Source organism: Pseudomonas cuatrocienegasensis, assembly GCF_900110925.1.
Classification (GTDB): domain Bacteria; phylum Pseudomonadota; class Gammaproteobacteria; order Pseudomonadales; family Pseudomonadaceae; genus Aquipseudomonas; species Aquipseudomonas cuatrocienegasensis.
This window is the reverse complement of record NZ_FOFP01000016.1, coordinates 15,122-38,987: the sequence shown is the minus strand read 5'-3', so window position 1 is coordinate 38,987 and position 23,866 is coordinate 15,122. Positions and strand designations below refer to the sequence as shown.

The window sequence follows — 23,866 nt, the reverse complement described above, 5'->3', positions numbered from 1 at the left end:
CCTCAGTGCTCCTGCGCGGCCAGCAGATACCCTTTGCCCCACACGGTTTCCAGGCGTAGCCCGGTATCGCCCAGGGCCTGCAGCTTGCGCCTCAGGTGGCTGACATGCATGTCCAGCGCGCGGTCATGGGCCGAGTAGGCGCGATGCAGCGCCTGCTGATAGAGGAAGGCTTTGCTCAACGCCTCGTCCGGGCTGCCGGCGAGCAACTCGAGCACGCGGTACTCGCTCGGGGTAAGGCCCGCCCAGCGGCCGTTGAAGCAGACGTCAGCGCGCCCGTCATCGAAGCTCAGCCCACCAGCCGGCGGGTTCGGCACCTGACGCTCATAGGCCACACGGCGCAAGATCGCCTCGATACGCACACTCAGCTCACCGAGGCTGAACGGCTTGGGCAAATAGTCGTCGGCGCCCTGGCTGAAACCGGCGATCCGATCCTGCTCAGCGCCCAGGGCCGACATCAGGATCACCGGCACGCGCTTGCGCTGGCGCAACTGCTGCAAGGCACTGAGTCCATCGAGGCCGGGCAACATGATGTCCATCAGCACCAGATCGAAGGGGGCCTGCTGAGCCAGGCGCAGCCCCGCCTCGCCATCATGGCTGAGGGTCACGGCAAAGCCGCTGCGCTGCAGGTGGCTGCACAGATGGCTGGCAAGAAGCGGATCATCTTCGACGGCGAGGATGCGCCGTTGGGGCGGACAGTGCGCGAGCATGAAGCAGTCACCAGAGCTTGAATGAGAACAATTCTACCTCTTAATCAATCGCCACTCACTCAGAAGATTCTGTGCCGCCGAATCGCTACACTGGCGGCCTACTACTGCAGGAGCCACACGCGTGATCAAGGACATCAGCATCAAAGGCCGGGTGCTTATGCTCACCCTGCTGCCAACCAGCCTGCTGGCGCTGGTTCTGGGTGGCTACTTCACCTGGGCGCAGCTGTCTGACCTCAATGCCCAACTGCTGCAGCGCGGGCAGATGATCACCGAACAACTCGCGCCGCTGGCCGCACCGGCGCTGCGCGACAGCGACGCCCTGCTGCTGCAGCGCATCGCCACCGAAGCCCTGGAGCAACCGGATGTGCGCGCCGTGAGTTTCCTGGCTGGCGAACGCACACGCCTGGCCCATGCCGGGCCGAGCATGCTCAACCCGGTGCCGACAGGCAACCTGCAGGTACTGAGCTGGAACAGCAGCCAGGACGCCACACGCTTTCTGCTACCGGTGATCGAACAGCACCTGAGCCTGACCGGCCAGCCCGTCGGCGAGGCAACCGAACGCCTGCTCGGCTGGGTCGAACTGGAGCTGTCGCACCACAGCACCCTGCTTGTCGGCTATCGCAGCCTGCTCACCAGCCTGCTGCTGATTGCCACCGGCCTGGTGGTGACCGGGCTGCTGGCCATGCGCATGAGCCGCAGCATCAACAGCCCGCTACTACAGATCAAGCATGGCGTGGCGCAACTCAAGGATGGGCGTCTGGAAACCCGCCTGCCGCCACTGGGCAGCCAGGAGATGGATGAGCTGGCAGCCGGCATCAACCGCATGGCCGAGTCCCTGCAGAATGCTCAGGAAGAACTGCAGCACAGCGTCGACCAGGCCACCGAAGATGTACGCCAGAACCTGGAAACCATCGAGATCCAGAACATCGAGCTGGACTTCGCGCGCAAGGAGGCCCTGGAGGCCAGCCGCATCAAGTCCGAGTTCCTCGCCAACATGAGCCACGAAATCCGCACCCCACTCAACGGCATTCTTGGCTTCACCAATCTGCTGCAGAAGAGCGAGCTGACCCCGCGCCAGCAGGACTACCTGAGCACTATCGAGAAATCCGCCGACAGCCTGCTGGGAATCATCAATGAGGTGCTCGACTTCTCCAAGATCGAGGCCGGCAAGCTGGTTCTGGAAAGCATTCCGTTCAACCTGCGCGACCTGCTTCAGGACACCCTGACCATTCTCGCCCCGGCCGCCCACCAGAAGCAGCTCGAACTGCTCTCGCTGGTCTACCGCGACACCCCGCGGGCACTGATCGGTGACCCTCTGCGGCTGCGTCAGGTACTGACCAACCTGGTGAGCAATGCGATCAAATTCACCCGCGAAGGCAGCATTGTGCTGCGCGCCATGCTCGAGGACGAAAGCGCCGACCGCGCGCAACTGCGTATCAGCGTGCAGGATACCGGCATCGGCCTCTCCGAGGATGACCTGCGCGCCCTGTTCCAGGCCTTCAGCCAGGCGGACAACTCACTGTCGCGCCAGGCCGGCGGCACCGGCTTGGGCCTGGTTATCTCGAAACGTCTGGTCGAGCAGATGGGCGGCGAAATCGGCGTCGACAGCACGCCTGGTGAAGGCTCGGAATTCTGGATCAGCCTGAGCATGCCCAAAGCCCGCGATGACGCCGAAGACCTGCCCCGCCCGCCGCTGCTCGGCCGCGCGGTGGCCATTCTGGAAAACCACCCACTGGCCAGCCAGGCACTGCAGCATCAGTTGGAAGACTGCGGCCTGCAGGTCACCGCCTTCGAGCAACTCGATACGCTGATCGAAGCCGTGGCTAAAGCGCGGACCAGCCAGCGACCTTATGACCTCGCCGTGCTCGGCGTAACCCTGGAGCAGTTGCCGCCGGAGCGACTCGGCAAACACCTCTGGGCCCTCGATCACCTCGACTGCAAAAGCGTGGTGCTCTGCCCGACCACCGAGCAGGCCCTGTACCACGAGGCCCTGCCGGATGCGCACAGCCAACTGCAAGCCAAGCCTGCCTGCACGCGCAAGTTGCAGCGTGCATTGGCCGGGCTGATCAGCCCGCGCCTGCCCCTCAGCGAGCCCACAAGTGTGGCGCCGAGCCGCGCGCCAGCCATTCTCTGCGTCGACGACAACCCGGCCAACCTGCTGCTGGTGCAGACCCTGCTGGCCGAGATGGGCGCCGTGGTCACGGTCGCAGACAGCGGCTATGGGGCACTGGCCTACGCCCAGCAGCAAACCTTCGACCTGATCTTTATGGACGTGCAGATGCCCGGTATGGATGGTCGACAAACCACCGAAGCGATTCGCCAGTGGGAAAATGAGCAGGCGCGCCCGACGGTACCCATAGTCGCGCTGACCGCCCACGCCCTGGCCAATGAAAAGCGCGCCCTGCTGCAGAGCGGCCTGGATGACTACCTGACCAAACCCATCAACGAGCGGCAGTTGGCCCAGGTGGTGCTCAAGTGGACGGGGCTGGCGTTACGCAAGCAGGGGCCAGAGGCGCAACCGTCAGAACAGCCTGACGCCCCCGCCAGCCGTGTGCTGGATGCCGAAGAAGGCTTGCGCCTGGCAGCCGGCAAGGCCGACCTGGCGAGCGACATGCTGAACATGCTGATCGCCGGCCTGCCTGGTGACCGCCAGGCCATCCGCCAAGCCCGCGATGCCGGGGAGCGCAACGCGTTGATCGAGCGCGTGCATCGGCTGCACGGCGCCACCCGCTATTGCGGCGTCCCCCAGCTGCGCGCGGCCTGCCAACGCAGCGAAACCCTGCTCAAGCAGGATGACCCAGCCGCCGAGCAGGCCCTTGATGAACTGGACAGCGCCATTACGCGCCTGGCGGAAGTGGCTGTGAGTAGCGACTGATGGCCGCCCAGCGGCGCGCGACGCCCTGCTAGAATGGCCGCCTTGCCAGGAGGAACCATGGCCGATCACGATTTCCGCTACAGCTTGCTCAATCCCGAGCACACCCTTATCGAATGCCGCGCGTTGGCGCCCGGCCGTTATCAGGTCACCGGCAATGGGGGCTCGATCCACAATGGTGACAGCCTGCAGGTGACGCTCAAGGGCAGCCGCGACCTGAGCATGCGCCTGCAGGTGGAGAAAGTCCGCCACCTGATCAACCCACGCGGCCAGTGGGTTGCAGTGGCCCACGGCCCGGCATTTACCGAGCTGGCGATCCACACCTGGCAAGTCATCTGTGACCGCTGCGCCAAGCAGATCGATGTCGAATTTGCCGTCGACGCCGCCCTGGGCAAAAAAGCCCAGGCACCTGCGGCCGAAGCCCGGATCGCCGAACTCGGCTGGCGCGGAACCAGCGGCCAGCATACCTGCCCACGTTGCCAGAAAGAGGCCTGAAACATGTACCGCCCGTTGCTCGCGTCCTTGCTCGGTATCAGCCTGGCCGGCTGTGCCAGTCAGGCAGTTACCCTGCAAACCGATAGCACTTACCAGGTCGAGTGGATCGGCGAGCGCCCGCTGATCGACCGTAGCCACCTGACCATGACCCTGGGCAGCGATGGCCGCGCCTACGGCAACGCTGGTTGCAATCACTGGTTTGCCAGCTACAGCCTGGAAGGTGAGCGCCTGACCTTCGGCCCCGCCGGCAGCACCCGCAAACTCTGTGCACCAGCGATCATGGAGCAGGAAGCGCGCTTTCTCGCCAGCCTGGAAACGCTGCAGCGCTGGGACATCTCACCCATCGACCAGTTGCGCCTCTGGCCGGCCAGCGGCAAGCCGCTGCGCCTCTGGCCTGAGTAACCCTAGGATCTACGATGAAGTGGGAGGGGCTTTAGCCGCGACGCTTTCAGCGCTTTCAAGGTCTATCGCGAATAAAGGCTAGGCGCCCCCTCGCTCCTACAGAGAGCGAAGGGGGTGCCTAGGGCGCAAACAGTTCCAGTTGCTCCTGACGCCCGCGCAGATCATGCAAACGCACGCCGACGCCGAGCAGGCGCACCGCCTTGTTGCCACGGGCGTGGGCGGCGCTGAGCAGCAAACGATAACTGTCCAGATCGCGACCAGCACCGGCCTGTTCCAAAGTGGTCTGGGTGAAGTCGTGGAACTTCACTTTGACGAAGGGCTTGTCCGGTCGATAGCTGCGGTCCAGGCGCGCGATACGCTCCTCAAGGGTTTCCAGCAAGGCCGGTAATTGCGCCAGGCAGGCGTCCAGGTCTGGCAGGTCCTGGTCGTAAGTGTTCTCCACGCTGACGCTCTGCCGGCGACTGTCATTGTTCACCGGTCGATTATCGATGCCATGGGCCAGGCCCCAGAGGCGCTCGCCAAAACTGCCGAAGGTTTTCACCAGATCCAGCTTGCGCCAGCTGCGCAGATCACCACAGTCACGGATGCCCAGGCGGGCCAGCTTGTCGGCGGTGACCTTGCCCACACCATGCAGCTTGCTGACCGGCAACGCCGCGACAAAGTCGTCGACCTGCGCCGGCGTGATAACAAACAGTCCATTGGGTTTACGCCAGTCGCTGGCGATCTTGGCCAGGAACTTGTTTGGCGCCACTCCGGCCGACACGGTGATATGCAGATCCTGGGAAACCCGCCGGCGAATATCCTGAGCGATGCGCGTGGCACTGCCCTCGAAACGCGAACACTCACTGACATCCAGGTAGGCTTCATCGAGCGACAACGGCTCGATCAGCTCGGTGTAATCGCGAAAGATCGCCTGAATTTCCCGCGAAACGCTGCGGTAAACCTCGAAGCGCGGCTTGAGGATAGTCAGGTCCGGGCAGAGCTTAAGCGCATGGGCCGAGGCCATGGCCGAGCGCACCCCATAGGCGCGCGCTTCGTAGTTGCAGGTGGCGATCACCCCGCGCCGATCTGCCGAGCCGCCCACCGCCAGCGGTTTGCCGGCCAGGCTGGGATCGTCACGCATTTCGATGGCGGCATAGAAGCAGTCACAATCGACGTGGATGATCTTTCTCTGACTCATAATTCCTTGATTTCTATCATTTAAATCAAGTGAACATGACGAGTTATGGGTATTTCGATAGCCACGATTTTCTCGCTGCAATGGGCTGCGCTGAAACGTACGGCAGCCGTTAGCGGCCACAGACAGCGCAGCAGCCGGCCTGGCCGGGGCCGCCAGAATAGCCAGATCATGGCTGTAAGCAACAGCCTCTAAGTAACCGTGACAACTCGGCGATGGATGGAACCTGCTCGCTACGCCTGCACCTTTATATTCTTTTTTAGTCTAAGCATAGAACCTAAAAACAGTTACGATTCTTCTTAATTGAATACCCGGCGGGGTATGAAGAGAAGGAGCGTGCCATGCAAGCCAGCGTCGAAGCATTTTTTGATCCGGCCACCTATACCTACAGCTATGTGGTCAGCGACCCCAGTACCCAGCGCTGCGCGATCATCGATTCGGTACTGGACTACGACCCCGCCGCCGGACGCACCACGACGACCAGCGCGGATCGCCTGATCCAGTATGTAAAAGACCACCAGTTGCAGGTGGACTGGCTGCTGGAAACCCACGTCCATGCCGACCACCTGTCGGCGGCGCCCTACTTGAAACGCGAACTGGGTGGCCAGCTGGCCATTGGCGAGCACATCACCACCGTGCAGCGCACCTTCGGCAAGCTGTTCAATGCCGGCAGCGCGTTCGCCACCGATGGCCGTCAGTTCGATCACCTGTTCAAGGATGGCGATTCCTTTCAGGTCGGCACGATTGAGGCCCGCGCCATTCACACACCTGGGCATACGCCGGCGTGCATGACTTACCTGATCGGCGATGCCGGCTTTGCTGGCGATACCTTGTTTATGCCTGACTACGGCACCGCACGCTGCGACTTCCCCGGTGGGGATGCGCGCACGCTGTTCCAGTCGATCCGCACGCTGTTCAGCCTGCCGGATGAAACGCGCCTGTTTATGTGCCACGACTACAAGGCACCGGGCCGCGATGAGTTTCGCAACCAGACCAGCATTGCCGAACAGCGCGCACACAACGTGCACGTTCACGACGGTATCGACGAAGCGGACTTTGTCGCCATGCGCAACGCCCGCGATGCCACCCTGGGCATGCCGACCCTGATCCTGCCGTCGGTCCAGGTCAACATGCGTGCCGGGCAACTGCCGCCCGCCGAAGACAACGGCACCCGCTACCTGAAAATCCCCCTCGACGTGCTCTGAGGCGCTGCGAATGAAGCGACGCCAATGGCTACCCTGCCTCGACTGGGCGCAACACTACAGCCGTAGCGCGGCCAGCCAGGATGGCCTGGCGGCGCTGATCGTTACCCTGATGCTGATCCCGCAGAGCCTGGCCTATGCCATGCTCGCCGGCCTGCCGCCCATCATGGGTCTGTACGCCAGCATTCTGCCGCTGCTGGCCTATGCGCTGTTTGGCTCCAGCCGCACCCTGGCGGTCGGGCCGGTGGCGGTGGTGTCGCTGATGACCGCCGCCGCGCTGGAACCGCTGTTCCCGTCCGGCAGCGCAGCCTATATCGGCGCAGCCATGCTCCTGGCCTTGCTATCCGGTGTGCTGCTGAGCGCCATGGCAGTGCTGCGTCTGGGCTTTCTCGCCAATTTTCTCAGCCATCCGGTGGTGTCCGGCTTTATCAGTGCTTCAGGCATTCTGATTGCCATCGGCCAGCTCAAGCACTTGTTTGGCATCTCGGTCTCGGGCGATAGCCTGGTGCAGATTATTCCGCAACTCTGGCTCGGGCTGCCGGCTCTGCACGGGCCTACCCTGCTGATTGGCGTGCTGAGCCTGGCCTGGCTGTGGTGGGCGCGCGTACGCCTGAAACCCTTGCTGCAACACCTGGGGCTGACGCCAGCAACGGCTGGCAACCTGGCCAAGGCAGGACCCGTGCTGGCGATTATTGTCGCGATCCTCGCGGTCACCTGGCAGCAACTGGAGCAGGCTGGGGTAAAGGTGGTCGGGGCCATCCCCCAGGGTTTACCGGGCTTGACCCTGCCCACAATGGACCTCGATCTGGCCCTGCAACTGCTGCCTGCGGCGTTGCTGATCAGCCTGGTGGGCTTCGTCGAGTCGGTGTCGGTCGGCCAGACCCTGGCGGCCAAACGGCGCCAGCGCATCCAGCCGGATAACGAACTGCTGGGCCTCGGCACGGCCAACCTGGCCTCGGCGTTTAGCGGCGGCTTCCCGGTAACCGGCGGCTTTGCCCGCTCGGTGGTCAATTACGATGCCGGCGCACAAACGCCCATGGCCGGGGTCTTCACCGCAGCCGGCATTGCCTTCAGCGTGCTGCTGCTGACTCCGCTGCTGCATAACCTGCCCCATGCCGTATTGGCCGCGACCATTATCGTTGCCGTATTGAGCCTGGTAGACCTCGGCTCGCTGCGGCGCACCTGGCGCTACTCGCGGCCAGACGGTGCGGCACAACTGGCCACCCTGCTCGGCGTGCTGCTGATGGGCGTGGAGACCGGCATTCTGCTTGGCGTTGGCCTGTCGCTGCTGCTGTTTCTCTGGCGCACCAGCCAGCCACATATGGCTGTGGTCGGCCAGGTGCCGGGCAGCGAGCACTTTCGCAATGTCGAGCGCTTTGCCGTGATCGAATCGCCCAGCGTGCTGTCGCTGCGCGTCGATGAAAGCCTGTACTTCCCCAATGCACGCTACCTCGAAGACCGTATCGGCGAGCTGATCGCCAACCGGCCGCAGGTGCGTCATCTGGTGCTGATGTGTTCGGGGGTCAACCTGATCGACGCCAGCGCCCTGGATTCACTGGAAGCCATCGTCGACCACCTGCAGGCCGCTGGCGTGCAATTGCACTTGTCAGAAGTCAAAGGCCCGGTGATGGACCAGTTGCGCCGTTCCAGCTTCCTCGAACAGTTTGGTGGACAGGTGTTTATCAGCCAGTTCCAGGCCTTGCAAACCCTGGCCCCGCACATCACGCCAAGCGTTCCAGCCATTCCACTTGCCAACAGGACACCCTGATGAAAACCGCCCATGATCTGGTAGCCGCCGCGAAAAGCCGTATCCAGGAAGTCGAACTGCAAGCCGCCGACGCCGCCATCCGCAGCGCCGATGTCCTGATCGATGTGCGCGAAGCCGATGAGTTTCATGCCGGACATATTCCGGGCGCCATCAACATTCCTCGCGGCCTGCTGGAGTTCAAGCTCAGCAACGACCCCGCCCTGAGCGCGCGCGACATCAATCTGGTGCTCTATTGCAAAAACAGCGGCCGCTCGGCCCTCGCCGCCTGCACCCTGCAGGAGATGGGCTACCTCAAGGTGCTGTCGATTGCCGGCGGCTTCGAGGCCTGGAGCGCCGCAGGCAAGGCAGTCGAAACGCCTGAGCTGCCCGCCTTCGATTAAGGGTCCGAGCAAACCACAGCGCTCGCAATCGTAGGGTGCGCCGCGCGCACCAAGCGCCAAGGCACCAGGCCACCGGTGCCGGTGCCGGTGCCCCCATCCTCGGCGCTCTCGCGCTCCTCTCCCCAAGGGCATGTACCACAACGCATCGCCCCGCTCTATCGCCGGCATCTTTCAGGCAGTCATCCCTCTGGCACTCGCCAATCTACTGATCTGCATCAACTCAGCACTCATACCCCCATGGGTACCATGCAACAACCAGTAACAACCCTGCTATGCCCTAATGCAGTGGAGCGCCGGCATGACCACCCCAACACCTCAATCACCCTGGCAGATCCCGCTGGTGCGCGAGATCGCCGCCATCCTGCTGATCAAACTGGTGATCCTGCTAAGCATCAAGGCCATCTGGTTCACCGAGCCCACGGTGCCCACTGACGGCACCCAACGCCTCGATGCACACCTGTTCCAGCCCGCTATGCCCACGCCTATTCCCCCTACTGAGGAGACACCGAGATGATCTCGGAATCTGTCGTCGATCTCTCGCGCCTGCAATTTGCAATCACCGCGATGTACCACTTCCTCTTCGTGCCCCTGACCCTGGGCTTGGCCTTTCTGCTGGCGATCATGGAGTCGGTCTATGTGATGACCGGCAAACAGGTCTACAAGGATATGGTCAAGTTCTGGGGCAAGCTGTTCGGCATCAACTTCGCCCTGGGCGTTACCACCGGCCTGACCATGGAGTTCCAGTTCGGCACCAACTGGGCCTACTACAGCCATTACGTCGGCGACATCTTCGGCGCACCGTTGGCCATCGAAGGGCTGATGGCGTTCTTCCTCGAATCGACCTTTATCGGCCTGTTCTTCTTCGGCTGGGACCGCCTGAGCAAGGTGCAACACCTGGCCGTGACCTGGTTGGTGGCGATCGGCTCGAACATGTCGGCGCTGTGGATCCTGATCGCCAACGGCTGGATGCAGAACCCGGTGGGCGCGGAATTCAACTTCGAGACCATGCGCATGGAGCTGACCGACTTCGGCGCGCTGCTGTTCAACCCGGTGGCCCAGGTCAAGTTCGTGCATACCGTGTCGGCCGGTTATGTCACCGGGGCGATCTTCGTCCTGGCCATCTCCAGCTACTACCTGCTGAAAAAGCGCGACATGGCCTTCGCCCGCCGCTCCTTCGCCATCGCCGCGGTGTTCGGCCTGGCCTCGACCATTTCGGTGATCCTGCTCGGCGATGAATCCGGCTATGAAATCGGCGACGTGCAGAAAACCAAACTCGCGGCCATCGAAGCCGAGTGGGAAACCGAACCGGCGCCAGCCGCCTTCACCCTGTTCGGCCTGCCCAATCAACAGGAGCAGCGCACCGACTATGCGGTGAAGATCCCCTATGTCATGGGCATCATCGCCACCCGTTCGCTGGACAAGGAGGTCACCGGCATCAAGGACCTGATCGCCCAGCACGAAGTGCGCATCCGCAACGGCATGCTTGCCTATGGCTTGCTGGAACAATTGCGCAGCGGCACTAAAGACGCTGCCACCATCGCCGCCTTCAACGTAGTCAAGCAGGACCTGGGCTACGGCCTGCTGCTGAAGAAATACACCCCGGCAGTGGTCGATGCCAGCGACGAGCAGATCCGCCAGGCATCGCTGGATACTATCCCCCATGTGGCGACCATGTTCTGGACCTTCCGCGCCATGGTTGCATCGGGCTTTCTGATGCTGTTGCTGTTCAGCCTTGCTGCCTGGGCCTCGATCAAACGCAATGCGGAAAACAAACCCTGGTTACTCCGGTTCGCCCTGTACAGCCTGCCGCTGCCGTGGATTGCCGCCCAAACCGGCTGGATCGTCGCCGAGCACGGCCGCCAACCCTGGTCGATTGCCGAAGTGCTGCCGGTGCATTTGTCCGCCTCATCGCTGACGCCAGGCGATGTGTGGGGCTCCCTGGCCGCGCTGATCACCTTCTACAGCGTGCTGCTGGTGATCGAGATGTACCTGATGATCAAGTTCTCACGCCTCGGCCCTTCCAGCCTGCACACCGGCCGCTATCACTTTGAGCGTGACAGCGCCCAGGCCCTCACTGTCTCGGGAGCACAGCATGTTTGATTACGAAACCCTGAAACTGATCTGGTGGGTGCTGATTGGCGTGCTGCTGATTGGCTTCGCCCTGACCGATGGCTTCGACATGGGCGCGATGGCGCTGATGCCCTTTGTGGGTAAAACCGACAACGAACGCCGGGTGGCGATTAACACCATCGCCCCGCACTGGGATGGCAACCAAGTGTGGTTTATCACCGCCGGCGGCGCCCTCTTCGCTGCCTGGCCGATGGTCTATGCCGTGGCCTTTTCCGGCCTGTACTGGGCGATGCTGGCGGTGCTGTTCGCGCTGTTCTGTCGCCCGGTCGGCTTCGACTACCGCAGCAAACTGGAAAACCAGCAATGGCGCAGCGCCTGGGACTGGGCCTTGTTTGTCGGCGGTGCAGCGCCAGCCCTGCTGTTTGGCGTGGCCTTCGGCAACCTGTTCCTCGGCCTGCCGTTTCGCCTCGATGAACTGCTGCGCTCGACCTATGAAGGCTCGTTCTTCGGCTTGCTGCACCCCTTCGCCCTGCTTGCCGGCGTGGTCAGCCTGAGCATGCTCTCGGCCCACGGTGGCGCCTGGTTGATGCTGCGCACCGACGCCGCACTGCATGCCCGTGCACGTATCGCCACGCGCCTGTGCAGCCTGGTTTATCTGGCGGCTTTCGCCGCAGCAGGCCTGTGGCTGGCCACTGGCATTACCGGCATGACCCTGGTCGGCGGCATTGAGCTGGGCGGCGCGATCAACCCATTGGCCAAGCAGGTCAGCGCCACCAATGCGGGCTGGATGGGCAACTATGCCACCTACCCGCTGATGCGCATCGCGCCGCTGCTCGGCCTGGCGGGCGGGCTTATCGCCCTGCTCGGCGCGCAGCTCAATCGTGGCGCGCTGGCCTTTATCGGCAGCAGCCTGGCGATTGTCGGGACCATTTGCACGGCAGGCTTTGCGCTCTTCCCGTTCGTCTTCCCATCGAGCATCGACCCGGCCTCCAGCCTGACCCTGTGGGACGCGGCCTCCAGCCACAAGACCCTGGGCATCATGCTTGTCGTGGTCGGCATCTTCGTACCGCTGATCCTGGCCTACACCCTGTGGTGCTACACCCGCATGTGGGGCCGCCTGACTGACCAAAGCATCGAAGCCAACCCGCACGGGCTGTATTGAACTGCAGCGGCGCGGCCCCTCGACAAGCCGCGCCGCCCTCCCCTGACAAACAAGGAGCACGACATGTGGTACTTCACCTGGATTCTGGGCGTATTGCTGGCCTGCAGTTTCGGCATCATCAACGCGCTCTGGCTGGAAACAACGCAGAACCTGGACGAGAAGGTGGACGGTGGTGACTGAATCACGGGGATGGCTGCAGCGCGGTTACAGCCGCGCTGTCTCACTGCTGCTGGCAACACCGCTGACGCTGATTTTCCTGATCCACCCGGCGGCCATGCTGACCGCCGACGGCCACTACAACCATCGCCTGATCATGTTGACCATGCTGGGGATCTCCAGTGGCTTTATTCACGGCGTGGGCTTCGATCCCATCAGCAAGGTATGGAAAATCCTCTTCCATCCTGTTTCAGGGTGGCTGCTGATGGGCCTGGGCTACGCCATTCTCTGGCGCGCGCAAACGCTGTAATACCGGCTGCTAGCAACGCGCGGCGTCCCCCTGGATAAGATAGGCTGCGCGAACGGAGGCCCTCAACTGACCTGACAATACGGGACGCTCAGACATGGAAATCACGGATCAAGCACGGGCACAACAACGCGATGCACTGCTCAAACGCCTGGCGCGGATAGAAGGCCAGGTGCGCGGGATTCAAGCCATGATCAGGCGAGGCGATGAGTGCGAGCCCATCGCCCAGCAGTTCAGCGCAGCGCGCAAGGCGCTGGATAAAGCCTATCAGGCCATGCTGATCTGCCTTGTCGAAGAGGCCGTGCTCGACCCTGAGCAAAGCAACGAAAACAAGCTGGCACAAGTGCGGGCCATCTTTACCAAGTACACCTGAACGCAGCCGGCCAGACTGAGGTCGCGTGCTTGATCCTGCGGGTCGGGTATCGGACACACGAGGCTGCGCCCGATTACCCAGCCGGTCTGATGGTTCCGTTAAGAACGTTTACAGGTGTTGATGCCCAGCAGCGGGTAAACCGGGCAAAAGCGCAAGGCACCGGTGGCCAAAGGCACCAGTCCGACCCAGCCCCACATGCCGATCACGCCCAACAGGCTCAATACAATCAGGCACAGGCCCACGGCAATGCGCAGCGTGCGATCAAGGGTACCGATATTCGCTTTCATGCTGATGTCCTCAAGGGTTGAGCACTGAGGATCTTGCATATCGAAAACGCGTGTACTGACCAGGATCAACTAAATAAAAAACATTATATTTAAATGTATTTTATTGGCAAAAAGCCCCTTACAAGCAATCGTGCAAACCCGGTCCCGTGTCCATAAGCCGAGGCTGCAGGGCCGTATAGGCAATCACCTGAACACACAGGCCTCACTCAACTCCCGCTCTGTTGCTCGCTACTGGGCGCAGTTGGAGCAGGCTCGCTGGCCTCTTGTGCGTCATCTTTCATATAGGCCTGCAGCACCAGAATGACAATCAGCATAAAGGCCGCCAGCGGCAGGAGTTTGGTCTTCTTCGGCTGCTCGGCACCGCAGGCCGGGCATTGGGTGGCGTCGGCGGGCACGGCAGCGCCGCAGACCTTGCATTGAGGTTTCATGGTGTCTCCAGATAAGGAATTGTTGCAGGCGCCTATCTTACCTGTAGCGCCGCATCCAGGCTGCCCGGCGCGATGCGCAGATACAAAAACGCCGCCTGCCGGGGGAACGGCAGGCGGCGCTCGTGGCGACGCTAAACCCTATACAGGGTTAGCCGCACCACCCGTCTCGCCAGGGTCACCGGCAATTACTGCCTGCTCACGCTGGATATGCAGGAAGTGCATGTGGTGCTCGTAATGATCGAGAATGTCTTCGATCAACTGGCGCTTGCTATACCCCATCAGGTCATAGCCCAGGCTGCCCTGGCGCAGGTGCACCTCAAGCCGGTAGTAGTGCGCGCTATTGCGCTGCGTGCGCACCGCAAACGACGGCATGGAGCTGCGCACCGGCCAGATCTGGTAAGTGAAGTCCTGCTCGCTACCCAGCTGGACGTTCAGCGCCAGGTGCTCCTGCTCGCCCTCACCCTCGACAATCTCCACCACGACACCTCGGGCAGTGAGCGCCTGCTGGATCTCCTCCATGGCCGGCTTGCCGATATCAGTCAGGTAGCGACGCGCCTGGCTATGGCTGGGGAAGCTCATGGCCCGCGTCAGGCGCTGGCGCCAATTCATCGAAGTCTGCTCCAGGGTGGCGCGCCCGGACAAATGACCGGACAGGCTCTTCTGGTAACTGTCGGCCATCATGCCTTCCAGGCTGAGGGCCTTGTACAGACCCGCCATCATAAACAGCAGCACGATGGAGAACGGCAACCCCATGATCACCACCGTGCCTTGCAGGGCACTCAGGCCACCGGCAATCAGCAGGGCCAGGGTCAATACACCGATGATCGCCGCCCACAGAATGCGCATCCAGATCGGCGCATCGCTGTTCACATCACGCAGCTTGGAGGTGAAGTTGGACAGCACCAGCGAACCGGAGTCGCCCGAGGTAACAAAGAACACAATCGCCAAGACCGTGACGACAGCGGTGGTCAGCCAGGACAGCGGGAAAGCCTCGAGGAACAGGTAGATCGACGAGCCTGGATTATCCACGGCCTGCTGGCCGAACTCGGTCGCGCCCTGCATGACCATGTCCAGCGCGCTGTTACCCATGATCGACATCCAAGCCATCATGAACGCCAGCGGCAGCAGCAGCGTACCCAGAACAAATTCACGGATGGTCCGGCCACGGGAAATCCGCGCCAGGAACAGCCCCACGAACGGCCCCCAGGCAATCCACCATGCCCAGAAGAACAGGGTCCAGGCGTTCAGCCACTCGGTCGGTTGCTCGTGGGCGTAGGTGTTCAGCGACAGGCTGATGAAGTTCGCCAGGTAGTCGCCAATGTTCATCACCAACGCATTAAGCAGGAAAGTGGTCTTGCCGGCGAATAGCACGAACAGCAGCAGCACGACGGCCAACAGCATGTTGAACTCGGACAGCCGGCGAATGCCGCGCTCCACGCCCGTGGCCGCGGAAATGGCCGAGAACGCGACAATCGCCACCACCAGAATGGACTGCGTCAGCACACCCTCGGGCACGCCAAAAATATGGTTGAGCCCGTAGTTCAGCTGGATGATGCCGATGCCCAGGCTGGTGGCGATACCGAACACCGTGCCCAGCACTGCGGCGGTGTCGACGGTGTGGCCAATCGGTCCGTTGATGCGCTTGCCGAAGATCGGATAGAGCGAGGAGCGGATCGTCAGCGGCAAGCCCTGGCGAAAGCTGAAGTACGCCAGCGACATGCCCACCAGGGTATACACACCCCAGCCGGACAGGCCCCAGTGCAGGAACGTCAGCTCCATCGCATGGCGCGCGGCCTGCGGCGTGCTGCCCTCGCCCACCGGGGGCGCCAGATACTGGGTCAAGGGCTCGGCAATGCAGAAGAACAGCAAGTCGATACCGATGCCGGCAGAAAACAGCATCGCCGCCCAGGTCAGCACATGGAATTCGGGTTTGGAGTGATCAGGCCCTAGGCGGATCTTGCCGTAGCGGCTGGTGGCAATGACCACTACAAAGACCAGGTACAGCAGTACAGCGAGAAAGTAGAACCAGCCGAACGTATCGGAAATCCAGCCCAGGGCCACATTAATGACGTTCTGCGCTGACGCGGTAAAGAACATGGTCCACACAGCAAACGCGACAATACCAATCGCGGAGCTGTAGAAAACGACCGGATTGATCCGATCCGTGGAAGGCTCTGCATCACTGTTCAAGTGCGCGGCCTCATTCATAAGCAAGTTCTCCTGAGCGTATCTTCACGGCAGGCTCGCACCCGCTACAGGCCGGGCGAGCCCCTGAAATCCGGCAGCGCCCCTCCCGGGAACTGCCAGCAGGGTCTGAGTGGCCAAAGGCCACAAAGGTTCATTTTATTGAACACCCTGTAAGACATCAGCGACGCAGCGCCCTCTGCTCAGGTCACAAATAAACTATCGAAAGCCTTCTCCTGATAGAAAATTACCGCTCAATAAATAGGTGGGCACCGCTGCAATCACGCCTGCATCGCCCGCCCCTGAACGCTCATCGCCGCCTGACGCAGCGCTTCCGAGCGGGTCGGATGGGGATGGCAGATCAGCGCGATGTCCTCAGACGATGCGCTGAACTCCATGGCGACGCAGTACTCGCCAATCAGCTCGCCAGCGCTGGGGCCAATGATGTGTACGCCGAGAATCTGATCGGTGCGCTCGTCAGCCAGCACTTTGACGAAGCCTTCGCCCTCGTGGTTGATCTTCGCTCGGCTATTGGCACTAAAGGGAAACTTGCCAACCTTGTAGGCGCGCCCTTCGGCTTTCAGTTGTTCTTCGGTCTTGCCGACGGTGGCGACTTCCGGCTTGGTGTAGATGACGCCCGGAATAGTGCCGTAGTTGACCTCGGCCGCATGCCCGGCAATCCGCTCGATACACACGATGGCTTCTTCTTCGGCCTTGTGCGCGAGCATCGGCCCGGAGGTGACGTCGCCGATAATCCAGATGCCCGGCACACTGCTGCGCAGTTGCTGATTGTCCAGCATGCCGCGCTTGTCGGTGACCAGGCCGACGCTTTCCAGCCCCAAGCCGGCGGTATAGGGCCTGCGACCAATGGCGACCAGCACATAGTCCGCCTCCAACTGCTCGACAGCGCCGCCAGCAGCGGGCTGCACGTCGAGCGTTACCCCCGCGTCCGCCACGTTGGCAGCGCTGACCTTGGTCGCCAACTTGAAGCCCATGCCCTGCTTGCTCAGGGTGCGCTGCAGGGTTTTTGCGGTTTCGTCATCCAGCCCTGGGCAGATACGGTCGAGGTATTCCACCACCGTGACGTTGCTGCCCAGGCGCCGCCACACCGAGCCCAGCTCCAGGCCTATTACCCCGGCACCAATCACCACCAGATGCTTGGGCACCTCGGGTAGTGAAAGCGCGCCGGTGGAGTCAAGGATGCGTTGATTATCGATCGTGACCCCTGGCAAGGGCGTCGGCTGCGAACCCGTGGCGATCACGATGTCCTTGGCCTGCAACTCACGCACACTGCCATCAGCGAGGCTCACCGACACCTTGCCCGGCCCATTCAAACGGCCCCAGCCCTTGATCCACTCGACCTTGTTCTTGCGAAACAGAAACTCGATGCCCTTGGTCAGGGCCGTTACGCTCTCATCCTTCTGCTTCATCATCTGCGCCAGGTTGAGCGTCGGCTTGACCTCGATGCCCAAGGTGACGAACTCACCGCCCGTGGCCGCCTCGTAGAGTTCCGAGGCATGCAGCAACGCCTTGGACGGCATGCAGCCGACATTCAGGCAGGTACCGCCCAGGGTATCGCTGCCTTCGATGCAGGCGACTTTCAGGCCCAGTTGCCCGGCACGGATGGCCGCGTTGTAGCCGCCGGGCCCGCCGCCGATGATCAGTACGTCATAGTTGCTCATGTGAGTGACTCCCCTGCTGCAGCGGTTTAACCAAGCGAGACCGTGGGCGTAGCAGTTGGAAGGCGCCGTACGCGGCGACGGCAAACAAGCTGTTCAACACCACCATAGGCCAGGCCGAACCATCCGCCAGCAGGCTCAACAGGACGCCGCTGCAGGTGGCGCCGGCCATTTGTGCGAAGCCCATAAAACCTGCTGCCAGGCCCGCGCGGTGGGCGTTGGGCATCACCGCGCCAGCGACCGCTGCCGGCAGCAGCATGCCGCCGCCCAAGGTCACCAGCACTTGTGGCACTGACAAGCCGAGCAGTGACAAGCCGAACAGCAGGTAGATCACCAGCGTGGCCAGGGCGCCAGTGGCCACCAATACAGCACCGATCCCGACGATTTTCTCGGGGCCCAGCTGCAGAATGCGCCGCTGGGTAAACAGCGCACCGGCGATCAACGCCGAAACAATCGCCGCGAAGGTGATGCCGTATTGCGCCGGGCTCAGCCCGAGCAAGCCGATATACACAGCTGACGAGCCGGCAATCACCGCAAACATCGCGCCGTAAGTGCACGCCAGCGCGAGGGCCAAAGCACGGAATGAGGCCGCGCGCAGCAGATCGGCATAATTACTGGCCAAGTGGCTGAGCTGTCCGGCTTGCGGGTCGAGCTGCCGATTGCTTTCCCGGTACAGCCCCAGCACCGCACACACACAGGCAATACCGATCACCAATGCCAGGGCAATCGGTGCACGCCAGCCGCCATACAGGGTCAGCACACCGCCCAGAATCGGTGACAGCGCGATGGCGCAGAGCATGCCGATCACCGTCAGTGCCAAGGCTGGCCCGGCCTGCGCCTGCCACACATCGCGCACGATCGCCCGGGCCAGCACCAGCGCGGCGCACGCCCCAACCCCCTGCAGTACGCGGGCGGCAATAAACTCGCCCATGCTGCTGGCCAGTAGCATCCACAAGGTAGCGAGCAGATAGACCAGCAACCCGGCGATCAATACAGGGCGACGACCGATGCGATCCGACAGCGGGCCGAGCAACAACTGCCCCAGACCAAAAGCAGCAACAAAGGCTGATAGCGCCAACAGGCTGCTGCCAGGGCGGGCCGTCATGATCAGCTCGATAGCCCCCAGGCTGGGGATGATCAGTTGCGTGGAAATCTCTCCAAGGGCGGTCAGGGCCACCAGAATCAGCAGCAGACTGCGCGACGGCAAGGGATAGGGATGCATGGGCGTGAGTCCTGTGATCACGGGTTGGCATGGCTCGCCAAGCGATAATATTTCAACCATAATATAAAAATTAAATTATGCCTATAATTTAAAGAAACCACCAACGAGGCCTGATCCATGAGCAACCCATCACGCGAAGAAAAAATTGCCACCTGGCTCGCCGCCGAACACAGCATGCGCGCCAGCCTTGGTCAGCCCGGCAGCATGAGCCTGGCGCAGGTCAGCGAACTGTTGCCGCAGGAGTTCTTTGACGGCATCGGCCGCGGTGAACTGCCCTCGCCTCCCTTTGGCCATCTGCTGGATTTCATTCCTCTGGAATGGTCATCCGGCCGCTTCATCTTCCAGGGCACGCCCGATGCACGCCACTACAACCCGTTGGGTAGTGTGCACGGCGGCTATGCGGCTACTCTGCTCGACTCCTGCATGGGCTGCGCTATTCACACCCAGTTGCAGCGGGGCCAGGGCTACACCACGTCTGACCTGCGCATCAGCTATGTACGCGCCTTGACCAGCAAGGTCGGACCGGTTCGTGCCGAGGGCCGCATCGTCCATATCGGGCGCTCCACTGCCCTGGCTGAGGGACGCATCTATGACGTGGATGACCGCTTGTATGCCGTGGGCTCCACCACCTGCCTGATCCTCGCCATGCCAGGGCTATCCGGCACTGAAACAGCAGGGCGAAGCGAGTAAGATGACAGCCAACATTTAAAACCAGTGGCCAGGTACTCCATGCGCTATTCAGAAGACCACAAAGCCCAGACTCACCAACGCATCATCGAAGAAGCCGCACGGCTGTTCCGTCGCGATGGCGTCGGCGCCACCGGTCTGCAGCCGCTGATGAAGACCCTGGGGCTGACCCATGGCGGCTTCTACGCCCATTTCAAGTCGAAAGATGAACTGGTGGAAACCGCCTTACGCCATAGCGTCGAACAACTCAGTGCGCCGCCCCAGGAAGCGGCCGAAGGAGAAAAGCCCCTCGCCACCCTGATTAGCCGTTACCTGTCTTCGGCCCACAGGGCCAACCCCGGTGAAGGCTGCCCACTGCCGACCATGTCCGCCGAACTTGGCCAGCGTGGCGAGCCCAGCCCGATCACCGATGAGATGGTACGCAACCGTCTGGCCGCCATAGAGGCAGGCCTGAACGGTGACCACGCAGACGAACAGAGCGTGCTGGTGCTCAGCGCCATGGTTGGCGCCCTGCTGCTCTCGCGCAGTGTCAGCGACCCAGAACTGTCCGACCGTCTGCTGAAAACGACCCGGCGCCTGCTGATAAAGCAGCACGCTGAAGAGTTGCCAACGCACCTGGGCTAGCGACCTCGGCCCAGAGGAATAAAGGCTATGTCTCGGTTGAATACTGCATGGGGACGAGCGGCACGAGTCGCAGAGTAGGGTGCGCGGGACCGCCCAGGCCGCGCGCACCAGGAGACTGCAGCCTGCGCCGCTGCGCACACGGCGCACCCTACGGTTCTACCTTTAGGTCCCAGAACCTGAACGCAACACAAAACCAGGACATAGCCAATAAAAAAGGCGGTCTCTTTGCAGAGACCGCCTTATTCAGTAGCAGCAAGGCCCAGACGGGCCTGCCCGTCAGTTGTGGCGGATCAGGTGATCGAAGGCGCTGAGCGAGGCCTTGGCGCCCTCGCCGACCGCAATCACGATCTGCTTGTACGGCACCGTGGTCACGTCACCAGCGGCGAAGATCCCCGGCAGCGAGGTTTCGCCACGGGCATCGACGATGATCTCGCCGCGCGAGCTCAGCTCCACCGTACCCTTGAGCCAGTCGCTGTTGGGCAGCAGGCCAATCTGTACGAAGATGCCTTCCAGCGCGATGGTGTTGAACTCGCTCGAGTTGCGGTCTTTGTAGACCAGGCCGTTAACCTTCTGACCGTCCCCGGTCACTTCGCTGGTCAGGGCACTGGTGATCACATCGACATTGGGCAAGCTGTAGAGCTTCTTCTGCAGCACGGCATCGGCGCGCAGTTGGCTGTCGTATTCCAGCAGGGTGACATGGGCGACCACACCCGCCAGGTCGATAGCCGCTTCCACGCCGGAGTTGCCACCGCCGATCACCGCCACACGCTTGCCCTTGAACAGCGGGCCATCGCAGTGCGGGCAGTAGGCCACGCCTTTGCCGCGGTATTGCTGCTCACCCGGCACGTTCATTTCGCGCCAGCGGGCACCGGTGGAGAGGATCAGCGTCTTGGCCTTGAGCGAGGCGCCATTCTCGAACTTCACTTCATGCAGGCCGCCGGCTTCCTTGGCAGGCACCAGGGCGCTGGCACGCTGCAGGTTCATGATGTCGACATCGTACTGACGCACGTGCTCTTCCAGTTCGCGTGCCAGCTTCGGCCCTTCGGTTTCCTGAATGGAAATGAAGTTCTCGATGGCCATGGTGTCGAGCACCTGGCCGCCAAAACGCTCGGCGGCAACGCCGGTGCGAATGCCTTTACGTGCAGCGTAAATGGCCGCCGAAGCGCCCGCCGGGCCACCACCGATGACCAGTACATCAAACGCGGCTTTGGCACTGAGTTTCTCGGCATCACGCGCCGACGCGCCGGTGTCGATCTTGGCGAGGATCTGCTCGACATCCATACGGCCCTGACCGAACAGTTCGCCGTTCAGGTAAATGCTCGGCACCGACATGATCTGGCGCGACTCGACTTCATCCTGGAACAGCGCACCGTCGATGGCGACGTGGCGGATGTTCGGGTTGAGCACAGCCATCAGGTTCAGCGCCTGGACCACGTCCGGGCAGTTCTGGCAGCTCAGGGAGAAGTAAGTCTCAAAGTTGAACTCACCTTCGATACCCTTGACCTGCTCGATCACCTCAACGGCAGTTTTCGACGGATGGCCGCCAACCTGCAGCAGCGCCAGCACCAGCGAGGTGAACTCGTGGCCCATGGGCAGGCCGGCAAAACGCAGGCTGATATTCGCGCCAGGGCGATTGAGGGCGAAGGATGGCGTGCGGGCATCGTTGCCATCGGTGCTCAGAGTGATCTTGTCGGTCAGGCTGACGATATCGTCGAGCAGGCCTTTGAGCTCCTGAGATTTGTCGCTGTCATCGAGGGACGCGACGATCTCGAACGGCTGGGTAACCTTCTCGAGGTAGGCCTTCAACTGGGTTTTAAGAGTGTCGTCCAACATATACGTGTCCTCAATGACGAAATTCGGGCAATAAAACGCCCGGACGGGTTACGCCCGGGCGCTGAGCCCTGCAGATGGATTACATCCGCAGGGTTGACCTTTGGGAAGCGAACTTCCCGGCCGTATTTAGATCTTGCCAACCAGGTCCAGGGACGGAGCCAGGGTCTTCTCACCTTCTTTCCACTTGGCCGGGCACACTTCGCCTGGGTGGGCAGCGGTGTACTGAGCAGCTTTCAGCTTGCGCAGGGTTTCGGTGACGTCACGGGCGATCTCGTTGGAGTGGATCTCGACGGTCTTGATCACGCCTTCCGGGTTGATCAGGAAAGTGCCGCGCAGCGCCAGGCCTTCTTCGGCAATGTGCACACCGAAAGCGTTAGTCAGCTGGTGAGTCGGGTCACCGATCAGCGGGAACTGAGCCTTGCCAACGGCAGGCGAAGTTTCGTGCCATACCTTGTGCGAGAAATGAGTGTCGGTGGTGACGATGTAGACTTCGGTACCGGCTTTCTGGAACTCGGCGTAGTTGTTCGCCGCGTCTTCGATTTCAGTCGGGCAGTTGAAGGTGAAGGCAGCTGGCATGAAAATCAGAACCGACCATTTGCCCTTCAGGGACTGCTCGGTAACCTCGATGAACTTGCCGTTGTGGAATGCGTTGACCTTGAACGGCTGAACTTCGGTATTGATGAGAGACATCTCTAACTCCTTCGAGGGTGGAAAATTTGAGTGGCCATTCTAGCCGCTCAGCGGAAAAAAGCTTATTGATTAGCGCCATGGTATCGATTGACTCAGCCAATCGATAGCCGACCTAGAGCGGTTGCTGCCAACCAATTCACACCAGGCTTGGGTCAATCACCAGCACCAGCTTGCCATTGACCTGGTTGCTCGCCAGCACTTCAAAAGCCTGCTCGGCATCCTTGGCGGCGAAGCTGCCTTGCAACTGCGCGCTCAGCCGCCCTTCAGTAAACAGCGGCCAGACATGCTGGCGCAGCGCCTGCAGCAGCTCAGCCTTGAACAGCTCGTCGCGGTTGCGCAGGGTCGAGCCTATGAGTTGTATACGCTTGCCCAGCACCAACGCCAGATCAAGCTCCGCCGTGCGACCGCCCATCAGGCCGATATTCACCCAGCGTCCATCGCGTGCCAGCAGCTCCAGGTTCAACCCGACGTACTGCCCGCCCACCGGATCGAGAATGACATCGAACGGGCCGAAATCACGCAGCGCCTGCAAATCCTCGCTACGCAAAACCCCGCCCTGAGCACCAAGGGCCTCGCAATGCGCCAAACGCTCAGCCGAGCCCACACTCACCCAGCAGGGGTTACCGAACGCCTTGCACAACTGAATGGCAGCCGAGCCCACACCGCTGGCGCCGGCATGCAGCAAGACTTTCTCACCGGGTTTGAGCGCTGCCAGCTGGAACAGGTTCAACCAGGCCGTGGCATACACCTCCGGCAGCGCAGCAGCCTCCTGCAACGACATGCCGTCGGGCACCGGCAGCGCATGGCGGCCATCAACCACCACTTCGTCAGCCATACCACCGCCCGCCAGCAGGGCGCAGACCCGGTCGCCTACCTGCCAGTCGCAACCGGCACCCACTTCGCTGACCACACCCGCACACTCCAGGCCCAGCGTCTCACTGGCGCCGGGTGGCGGTGGATACAAGCCTGCGCGCTGCAGTAAGTCCGCGCGATTCAAGCCTGCGGCGGCTACCTTGATACGAATCTCGCCCACGTCACACGCCAGAGTAGGCTGCTGCAGCCACTCCAGCCGTCCTTCCACGCCTTGCAATGCCTTCACGCTGCCTCCATAGTGCATTTAAACGGGCCCGGCGCTAGCGCCGGGCTTTTGCATTGCGCCGA

At 62.0% G+C, this 23,866-nt stretch carries 24 protein-coding genes; 14 read left to right on the top strand and 10 right to left on the bottom strand.

The annotated features are described in order from the left end of the window. Positions 1 to 2 precede the first annotated feature (2 nt). On the bottom strand, positions 3 to 707 hold the full coding sequence (locus BMW49_RS19120) for a response regulator transcription factor (RefSeq protein ID WP_069518575.1): 705 nt from the start codon (positions 705 to 707) through the stop codon (positions 3 to 5). 157 nt (positions 708 to 864) lie between these two features. On the opposite strand from BMW49_RS19120, the gene BMW49_RS19115 reads away from it, so the two are divergent. Genes BMW49_RS19115 through BMW49_RS19105 form a run of 3 tightly spaced genes read left to right on the top strand, consistent with a single transcriptional unit; the run spans position 865 to position 4,476 of the window. Further along, positions 865 to 3,582, top strand: a complete 2,718-nt coding sequence (locus BMW49_RS19115) for a response regulator (protein ID WP_371850868.1) — start codon at positions 865 to 867, stop codon at positions 3,580 to 3,582. A 57-nt stretch (positions 3,583 to 3,639) separates the two neighbouring features. Then, a complete protein-coding gene (locus tag BMW49_RS19110; protein WP_069518579.1) occupies positions 3,640 to 4,074 on the top strand; it encodes a hypothetical protein in 435 nt (144 codons plus the stop codon). 3 nt (positions 4,075 to 4,077) lie between these two features. Next, positions 4,078 to 4,476 (top strand): META domain-containing protein, encoded by a 399-nt coding sequence (locus BMW49_RS19105; RefSeq protein WP_069518581.1) that lies wholly within the window; start codon positions 4,078 to 4,080, stop codon positions 4,474 to 4,476. 118 nt (positions 4,477 to 4,594) lie between these two features. Here BMW49_RS19105 and dinB read toward each other — a convergent pair whose 3' ends face one another. Beyond that, complete coding sequence (gene dinB, locus BMW49_RS19100; protein WP_069518583.1) at positions 4,595 to 5,656, bottom strand: DNA polymerase IV; 1,062 nt, start codon at positions 5,654 to 5,656, stop codon at positions 4,595 to 4,597. 338 nt (positions 5,657 to 5,994) lie between these two features. Between dinB and BMW49_RS19095 the strand changes: the two genes are divergently transcribed. From BMW49_RS19095 to BMW49_RS19055, 9 genes are all read left to right on the top strand, one after another. Further along, positions 5,995 to 6,858 (top strand): MBL fold metallo-hydrolase, encoded by an 864-nt coding sequence (locus BMW49_RS19095; RefSeq protein ID WP_069518585.1) that lies wholly within the window; start codon positions 5,995 to 5,997, stop codon positions 6,856 to 6,858. A gap of 10 nt (positions 6,859 to 6,868) precedes the next feature. Continuing rightward, the gene (locus tag BMW49_RS19090; protein WP_069518587.1) at positions 6,869 to 8,623 is read left to right on the top strand and encodes a SulP family inorganic anion transporter; all 1,755 of its coding nucleotides are present in this window, start codon (positions 6,869 to 6,871) and stop codon (positions 8,621 to 8,623) included. After that, positions 8,623 to 9,003, top strand: coding sequence for a rhodanese-like domain-containing protein (locus BMW49_RS19085; protein WP_069518590.1), 381 nt, complete (start codon positions 8,623 to 8,625; stop codon positions 9,001 to 9,003). The genes BMW49_RS19090 and BMW49_RS19085 overlap by 1 nt, the downstream gene beginning before the upstream one ends. Before the next feature lie 298 nt (positions 9,004 to 9,301). Beyond that, entirely contained in the window at positions 9,302 to 9,517 is a 216-nt protein-coding gene (cydP, locus tag BMW49_RS19080) for a cytochrome oxidase putative small subunit CydP (RefSeq protein ID WP_069518592.1), read from the top strand. Next, entirely contained in the window at positions 9,514 to 11,103 is a 1,590-nt protein-coding gene (locus tag BMW49_RS19075) for a cytochrome ubiquinol oxidase subunit I (protein ID WP_069518594.1), read from the top strand. Before cydP ends, BMW49_RS19075 begins: the two co-directional genes overlap by 4 nt. Next, positions 11,096 to 12,235: a cytochrome d ubiquinol oxidase subunit II gene (gene cydB, locus BMW49_RS19070; RefSeq protein ID WP_069518595.1), complete on the top strand. Its 1,140-nt coding sequence runs from the start codon at positions 11,096 to 11,098 to the stop codon at positions 12,233 to 12,235. Before BMW49_RS19075 ends, cydB begins: the two co-directional genes overlap by 8 nt. Before the next feature lie 63 nt (positions 12,236 to 12,298). After that, positions 12,299 to 12,415 carry a cytochrome bd-I oxidase subunit CydX gene (cydX, locus tag BMW49_RS19065; RefSeq protein ID WP_069518660.1) on the top strand — a complete coding sequence of 39 codons (117 nt, stop codon included), beginning with the start codon at positions 12,299 to 12,301 and terminating at the stop codon, positions 12,413 to 12,415. Further along, the gene (locus BMW49_RS19060) at positions 12,408 to 12,701 is read left to right on the top strand and encodes a cyd operon YbgE family protein (RefSeq protein WP_371850867.1); all 294 of its coding nucleotides are present in this window, start codon (positions 12,408 to 12,410) and stop codon (positions 12,699 to 12,701) included. Before cydX ends, BMW49_RS19060 begins: the two co-directional genes overlap by 8 nt. A 94-nt stretch (positions 12,702 to 12,795) precedes the next feature. After that, complete coding sequence (locus BMW49_RS19055) at positions 12,796 to 13,071, top strand: metal-sensing transcriptional repressor (protein WP_069518600.1); 276 nt, start codon at positions 12,796 to 12,798, stop codon at positions 13,069 to 13,071. A 98-nt stretch (positions 13,072 to 13,169) separates the two neighbouring features. Here the strand turns inward: BMW49_RS19055 and BMW49_RS19050 are convergent, their stop codons facing one another. From BMW49_RS19050 to BMW49_RS19030, 5 genes are all read right to left on the bottom strand, one after another. Beyond that, complete coding sequence (locus tag BMW49_RS19050; protein ID WP_069518602.1) at positions 13,170 to 13,358, bottom strand: YgaP family membrane protein; 189 nt, start codon at positions 13,356 to 13,358, stop codon at positions 13,170 to 13,172. Positions 13,359 to 13,564: 206 nt separating this feature from the next. Then, positions 13,565 to 13,786: a zinc-ribbon domain-containing protein gene (locus BMW49_RS19045; protein WP_069518604.1), complete on the bottom strand. Its 222-nt coding sequence runs from the start codon at positions 13,784 to 13,786 to the stop codon at positions 13,565 to 13,567. 138 nt (positions 13,787 to 13,924) lie between these two features. Next, the gene (gene betT / locus BMW49_RS19040) at positions 13,925 to 15,994 is read right to left on the bottom strand and encodes a choline BCCT transporter BetT (protein ID WP_069518607.1); all 2,070 of its coding nucleotides are present in this window, start codon (positions 15,992 to 15,994) and stop codon (positions 13,925 to 13,927) included. Positions 15,995 to 16,251: 257 nt separating this feature from the next. Further along, positions 16,252 to 17,652 carry a dihydrolipoyl dehydrogenase gene (gene lpdA, locus BMW49_RS19035; RefSeq protein ID WP_069518609.1) on the bottom strand — a complete coding sequence of 467 codons (1,401 nt, stop codon included), beginning with the start codon at positions 17,650 to 17,652 and terminating at the stop codon, positions 16,252 to 16,254. Continuing rightward, positions 17,639 to 18,871 (bottom strand): MFS transporter, encoded by a 1,233-nt coding sequence (locus BMW49_RS19030; protein WP_069518611.1) that lies wholly within the window; start codon positions 18,869 to 18,871, stop codon positions 17,639 to 17,641. Before BMW49_RS19030 ends, lpdA begins: the two co-directional genes overlap by 14 nt. Positions 18,872 to 18,988: 117 nt before the next feature. Here BMW49_RS19030 and BMW49_RS19025 point away from each other — a divergent pair, with 117 nt between their 5' ends. After that, positions 18,989 to 19,561 (top strand): PaaI family thioesterase, encoded by a 573-nt coding sequence (locus tag BMW49_RS19025; protein ID WP_069518613.1) that lies wholly within the window; start codon positions 18,989 to 18,991, stop codon positions 19,559 to 19,561. Positions 19,562 to 19,600: 39 nt separating this feature from the next. Next, entirely contained in the window at positions 19,601 to 20,182 is a 582-nt protein-coding gene (locus BMW49_RS19020) for a TetR/AcrR family transcriptional regulator (RefSeq protein ID WP_069518615.1), read from the top strand. A 276-nt stretch (positions 20,183 to 20,458) separates the two neighbouring features. On the opposite strand, the gene ahpF is transcribed toward BMW49_RS19020, so the two are convergent. From ahpF to BMW49_RS19005, 3 genes are all read right to left on the bottom strand, one after another. Continuing rightward, complete coding sequence (gene ahpF / locus BMW49_RS19015) at positions 20,459 to 22,015, bottom strand: alkyl hydroperoxide reductase subunit F (protein ID WP_069518617.1); 1,557 nt, start codon at positions 22,013 to 22,015, stop codon at positions 20,459 to 20,461. A gap of 126 nt (positions 22,016 to 22,141) precedes the next feature. Next, positions 22,142 to 22,705, bottom strand: a complete 564-nt coding sequence (gene ahpC / locus BMW49_RS19010; protein WP_069518618.1) for an alkyl hydroperoxide reductase subunit C — start codon at positions 22,703 to 22,705, stop codon at positions 22,142 to 22,144. A gap of 136 nt (positions 22,706 to 22,841) precedes the next feature. Further along, complete coding sequence (locus BMW49_RS19005; protein WP_069518621.1) at positions 22,842 to 23,804, bottom strand: NAD(P)H-quinone oxidoreductase; 963 nt, start codon at positions 23,802 to 23,804, stop codon at positions 22,842 to 22,844. Positions 23,805 to 23,866 lie beyond the last annotated feature (62 nt).

Coding starts and splice junctions, on each gene's coding strand:
- BMW49_RS19120 (WP_069518575.1), bottom strand. CDS start 707: ATGCTCGCGCACTGTCCGCCCCAACGGCGCATCCTCGCCGTCGAAGAT.
- BMW49_RS19115 (WP_371850868.1), top strand. CDS start 865: ATGCTCACCCTGCTGCCAACCAGCCTGCTGGCGCTGGTTCTGGGTGGC.
- BMW49_RS19110 (WP_069518579.1), top strand. CDS start 3,640: ATGGCCGATCACGATTTCCGCTACAGCTTGCTCAATCCCGAGCACACC.
- BMW49_RS19105 (WP_069518581.1), top strand. CDS start 4,078: ATGTACCGCCCGTTGCTCGCGTCCTTGCTCGGTATCAGCCTGGCCGGC.
- dinB (WP_069518583.1), bottom strand. CDS start 5,656: ATGAGTCAGAGAAAGATCATCCACGTCGATTGTGACTGCTTCTATGCC.
- BMW49_RS19095 (WP_069518585.1), top strand. CDS start 5,995: ATGCAAGCCAGCGTCGAAGCATTTTTTGATCCGGCCACCTATACCTAC.
- BMW49_RS19090 (WP_069518587.1), top strand. CDS start 6,869: ATGAAGCGACGCCAATGGCTACCCTGCCTCGACTGGGCGCAACACTAC.
- BMW49_RS19085 (WP_069518590.1), top strand. CDS start 8,623: ATGAAAACCGCCCATGATCTGGTAGCCGCCGCGAAAAGCCGTATCCAG.
- cydP (WP_069518592.1), top strand. CDS start 9,302: ATGACCACCCCAACACCTCAATCACCCTGGCAGATCCCGCTGGTGCGC.
- BMW49_RS19075 (WP_069518594.1), top strand. CDS start 9,514: ATGATCTCGGAATCTGTCGTCGATCTCTCGCGCCTGCAATTTGCAATC.
- cydB (WP_069518595.1), top strand. CDS start 11,096: ATGTTTGATTACGAAACCCTGAAACTGATCTGGTGGGTGCTGATTGGC.
- cydX (WP_069518660.1), top strand. CDS start 12,299: ATGTGGTACTTCACCTGGATTCTGGGCGTATTGCTGGCCTGCAGTTTC.
- BMW49_RS19055 (WP_069518600.1), top strand. CDS start 12,796: ATGGAAATCACGGATCAAGCACGGGCACAACAACGCGATGCACTGCTC.
- BMW49_RS19050 (WP_069518602.1), bottom strand. CDS start 13,358: ATGAAAGCGAATATCGGTACCCTTGATCGCACGCTGCGCATTGCCGTG.
- BMW49_RS19045 (WP_069518604.1), bottom strand. CDS start 13,786: ATGAAACCTCAATGCAAGGTCTGCGGCGCTGCCGTGCCCGCCGACGCC.
- betT (WP_069518607.1), bottom strand. CDS start 15,994: ATGAATGAGGCCGCGCACTTGAACAGTGATGCAGAGCCTTCCACGGAT.
- lpdA (WP_069518609.1), bottom strand. CDS start 17,652: ATGAGCAACTATGACGTACTGATCATCGGCGGCGGGCCCGGCGGCTAC.
- BMW49_RS19030 (WP_069518611.1), bottom strand. CDS start 18,871: ATGCATCCCTATCCCTTGCCGTCGCGCAGTCTGCTGCTGATTCTGGTG.
- BMW49_RS19025 (WP_069518613.1), top strand. CDS start 18,989: ATGAGCAACCCATCACGCGAAGAAAAAATTGCCACCTGGCTCGCCGCC.
- BMW49_RS19020 (WP_069518615.1), top strand. CDS start 19,601: ATGCGCTATTCAGAAGACCACAAAGCCCAGACTCACCAACGCATCATC.
- ahpF (WP_069518617.1), bottom strand. CDS start 22,015: ATGTTGGACGACACTCTTAAAACCCAGTTGAAGGCCTACCTCGAGAAG.
- ahpC (WP_069518618.1), bottom strand. CDS start 22,705: ATGTCTCTCATCAATACCGAAGTTCAGCCGTTCAAGGTCAACGCATTC.